At 53.4% G+C, this 4,262-nt stretch carries 3 protein-coding genes; all 3 read right to left on the reverse strand.

Annotated features, from left to right (window positions below; all coding sequences use genetic code 11):
* The coding region (mfd, locus tag IGR76_00415; protein ID MBF2077008.1) for a transcription-repair coupling factor at positions 1 to 2,738 on the reverse strand (2,738 nt) is incomplete at its 3' end.
* 237 nt (positions 2,739 to 2,975) lie between these two features.
* A complete protein-coding gene (locus IGR76_00420) occupies positions 2,976 to 3,356 on the reverse strand; it encodes a plastocyanin (protein ID MBF2077009.1) in 381 nt (126 codons plus the stop codon).
* 306 nt (positions 3,357 to 3,662) lie between these two features.
* The gene (gene psbV2 / locus IGR76_00425) at positions 3,663 to 4,196 is read right to left on the reverse strand and encodes a photosystem II cytochrome PsbV2 (protein MBF2077010.1); all 534 of its coding nucleotides are present in this window, start codon (positions 4,194 to 4,196) and stop codon (positions 3,663 to 3,665) included.
* Between the last annotated feature and the right edge of the window lie 66 nt (positions 4,197 to 4,262).

The following is a 4,262-nucleotide window of genomic DNA, read 5'->3' on the forward strand; positions in this document are numbered from 1 at the left end:
ATAGTGTTGACGCGCAGAATATCGAGTCCTGATGCAATAATCGTGGTGCAGACCAGGATATCCGCTTCGGCATTACTAAAGGCCAACATGGTGGCTTCGAGTTCGCTTTCGGCCATCTGACCGTGGGCGATCGCCACTCTCGCAGAAGGAACCATTTCACGCAGTCGCCCCCCAATCTCTTCAATTCCTTCCACACGAGGAACAACGTAGAAAATTTGGCCGCCTCGATCGAGTTCCTGACAGATGGCCGTGCGAATCACCTCCGGATCGTAGGGAGAGAGATGGGTTTTGATGGGTCTACGCGAGGGTGGCGGCGTGGTGATCAGGCTCATTTCCCGCACGCCAGAAAGGGACATATAGAGGGTGCGGGGAATGGGTGTGGCGGAGAGGGTGAGTACGTCTACCTGAGTTTTGAGGGTCTTGATTTTCTCCTTTTGGTTCACGCCGAAGCGCTGTTCCTCATCGATAACCAATAACCCTAGATCTCTGAACTGCACCCCTTTGCCTAAAAGCTGATGGGTTCCCACGACGACATCTAACTCGCCTGTGCGGAGTCGCTGAGTGATGCCTTTGCGTTCATCTGCGGTGCGGAAACGGTTGAGAAGACCAACCTGAATCGGATAGGGCGCAAAGCGTTCTTTGAGGGTGTGATAGTGCTGTTGGGTCAAGATCGTCGTAGGTGCGAGGAGGGCAACCTGTTTTCCGGCAGTCACCGCTTTAAAAATGGCGCGGATTGCAACCTCGGTTTTGCCAAAGCCCACGTCACCGCAGACCAACCGATCCATCGGACGAGGATTTTCCATGTCTCGTTTCACGTCCTGCACCGCTTTGAGCTGATCGGGCGTGGGCTGATAGGGGAATGAATCCTCCATTTCCTGCTGCCAGGGGGTATCCAGTGGATAGGTAAAACCCTGCATTTCCGCCCGTTGGGCATAGAGCTTTAACAAATCCACTGCGACTTTTTTGATCGCCTTCCGAGCCTTGGCTTTCGTGCGTTCCCACGCCTTACCCGACATTTTGTTCAGTTCGGGTTGGCCTTCTCCTGCCTTTCGGTAGCGAGAAAGGGCACCTAACTGATCGGCAGCCACGCGCAGCAACCCGTCGGCGTACTGCAACACCAGATATTCACGGGTTTCATTGTTAACGGTCAGACTTTCCAACTTCAGGAACTTGCCTACCCCGTGGTTGCGATGCACAACGTAGTCGCCCGGTTGCAATTTGTTGGGATCGACCTGTTTAGATGCGGCGCGGCGACGCTTGCGGATGTAGCTGGGGGTGGCGAGGGAGTGTTGCCCAAAGAATTCGCGATCGGTCACGACGACCAATCGAAACGTGGGCAAAATGAATCCTTCGAGTTCCGCTAGACCCGAATACTTGACAGCAACGGGCGTGTGCTGAATTTGGAGCTTATCAATGGCAGGATAGTCTTTGGGGTTGGGAATAAACTGGGCGGGGCAATCGTGTTCTTGCAGGAGCGCCACCGATCGCGACGGCTGTGCCGACACCAGCCAAATCCCAAAACGGCGATCGCGCTCTTCTCGCAGGAGCTCAGCCAGTTTGCCAAACTGATGAGGCACCGCAGGAACCGGACGACTCGCCAGATTGATGGGAGCCGGAGTCGCGTTTCCGTTAGTAACTTCCGCTATCTCAGCTAAGGCTAACCAATCGAACTTTGCGACGGCAGCTACGTTATCGTCGAAGGCGCGATGGCTGGGAGGAACCATGGAACGCTGCTGACTGGAGGCGATCGCCCCCAACTCCTGCCAATGTTCCTCCGCATGTTCAACCCAGCGATCGCTGTGGGCCCGACACTGCTCCACCTCGTCTACTGCGATCAACGTATTCTTCGGTAGATAATCCAGTAATGAGGCCGGACGATCGAAGGCTAACTTCAAAAAGCGACGCGACCCTTCCAAGATTTGGGTGGTTTCAATCTGTTCCCGTTCTTCGGGGGAGAGATAGTCCTCAATCGCAGAGCAATCAAGGGTTTCGGAGTCTGCCGATCGACAGCCCAAATGTTCCAACACAACGGGCGAAAAGTTGGTAACGGTCAGAATCAGGTGCGGGATACTATCGAGCGATCGCTGAGTGGCTGGATCAAACTCCCGAATTTTGTCCAACTCATCCCCAAATAAATCCAGGCGAACGGGCAATTCCGATGCCACCGGAAACACGTCGATAATGTCCCCCCGACGGCTCCACTGCCCCTCCATCTCCACCAGGGGAACTCGCTCATACCCCAGGCGCGTGAGTCGATCGGATAACTGCTTGAGGTTGATCTCCATCCCTTGCTTGAGGGTGATGCAAAAGGGTGAAAATGCCTCTACAGGCGGTAAATGGGGCTGTAATGCGCGTTCCGTCGTGACGATCGCCATCGAGGGGGATTTTGTCCCTGCGGCTTGGATTTGCAGTTCCGCGAGAACTTGTAACTGCCCCCACGTCATTTCTGATTCGGTATCGAAGGGTTCGTAGGGGGAGGCCTCCGATGTGGGGTAGAACTGTACCGTCTGCCAACCCATCGCCTCTAACTGCGCTGCCCACCGTCCGGCATCTTCTAAGGTTGCTGCAACCACAAGCAAGGGTCGCTGCTGGGTTTGAGCAAAGGCAGAACTGACTAATCCTTTGGGCAACCGCGCCAGTCCGGTTAACATCAGGTGGTGATACTGCTGCAGCTTAGCGAGCAGTTCTGCAGTGAGGGGCGATCGCCCCAAGGCGCGGGTAATCGAGGAAAGGGCCATACGTCAGAGTCGGTCAAGCTTAGGTAAGCGCATCGGAAAACATTAAACTTCTAACTATTTTAGAGGGCATCGCCCGATGAGGTGATTTCAAAACTCTCTAAGGCGATCCGATAAAACGCAAATGTGCCAGCAGTCCGATGAGTAACACCTTGCTACTGGCACATAGAGGTTAACTAAGTAATATCAACCACCGCTTAGGCCAAATGCGAATAGCGGAGAGAGTAGGGGATCCTGATCCTACTGGACGGTGATCTTACCCGTCATACCTGCACCACGGTGGGGTGCGCAGTAGTAGGAGTAGGTACCCGCTTCATCAAAGGTGACGCTGTACTCTTCGCCCGGAGAAAACATCAGTTGGTCGTGGGAGTACTTTTCGCCAGAACCTTCAAACATGATGTTGTGGGGAGGAAGTTTGTTGTTCACCCAGGTTACGGTGTCGCCTGCTTTGATGGTCAGGTTCGCAGGTTCAAAGGCTAGCATGCCGCTGTCTGCGCCCATTTTGACGGTGAAGGTCTCAGCAGAAGCCGGAGCTACTGCCATCAAGAACGTGGTTGCGACCAGTGCGATCGCACACAGAGCCACTTTCAGGGTCTGTGATAGGGAGGTAAAGAATCTCATAATTCGTTTCTAAACGCTACGGTTTGCGATTAACGCTTTAGATATGATTCTACAGCCGATGCAACCACTTCATAGCGATTCGGCAAAGTGGCTTTTAATCAGATCAATAAAATTAGCTGCGGTGGGAGTATTCTGACTTCGTAAATGCTTGGGTGTTGCTGAACAGAAGTATGATTTTCGTGCTTAAGTCTTTCTCAGCCCTCTCCCACAGGAGAGGGAATCAGAGGTTTAGTGCCCTTCTCCTGCGGGAGAAGGGTTGGGAATGAGGGCAATTCATAGCCGCATTCAGCAACGCCAATGCTTGGTCTAAAATTCTCCGGTTCCCCATCCTGGCGCTTTTTGGCTGGCACGCAGAATGAAAGCAGCCAGATTTTCGACCTCTGGATCAGACAACCAACTCTCCGGCACTTCCCGACACCAATAGCTGTCCTCCTGTCCATCGTAGGTCATGGGATGGCGGATGAAGGCCACCAAGCTTGAAATCGTGTCCCGTGGCGGCATAGCGCCCTTTAACGTCTCTAAGGATAAGGGTTCGCTGGGGTTGGGTAACGTTGCGCCACCCACGTGGCAGTTCACGCAGTTTTCTTCAAAAAAACGCTTGCCTTGAGACAATTCTGCACCTGTAAATGACCGCGTTTGTTGAGCATCCATCGGCAGTTCTACAGGTTCTGCAACGTCTAAGTAGCGCAAGACATAGGGATCAATGCTAGCGGCGATCGCCCCTCCCGGGTTTGCAAACCAAAGTATGACCATCCCCAAGAGCCATAGATACAGTCTCTTAAACGTAACCGACCGAAACAGCCCAGAGATAGGAGGAACCCAAGAACGCGATCGCAACATAAGGGGATTGGAATGAACTACCCCGCCGCAAGCGGACGGGGTATCAGAATCAAAAAAGAGCAAGTT

Origin of the sequence: Synechococcales cyanobacterium T60_A2020_003 (assembly GCA_015272205.1) — a bacterium.
Lineage (GTDB): Bacteria > Cyanobacteriota > Cyanobacteriia > RECH01 > RECH01 > JACYMB01.

Excerpts from the sequence above, each read along its gene's own strand:
- psbV2 (MBF2077010.1), bottom strand. The coding sequence starts at position 4,196 with ATGTTGCGATCGCGTTCTTGGGTTCCTCCTATCTCTGGGCTGTTTCGG.
- IGR76_00420 (MBF2077009.1), bottom strand. The coding sequence starts at position 3,356 with ATGAGATTCTTTACCTCCCTATCACAGACCCTGAAAGTGGCTCTGTGT.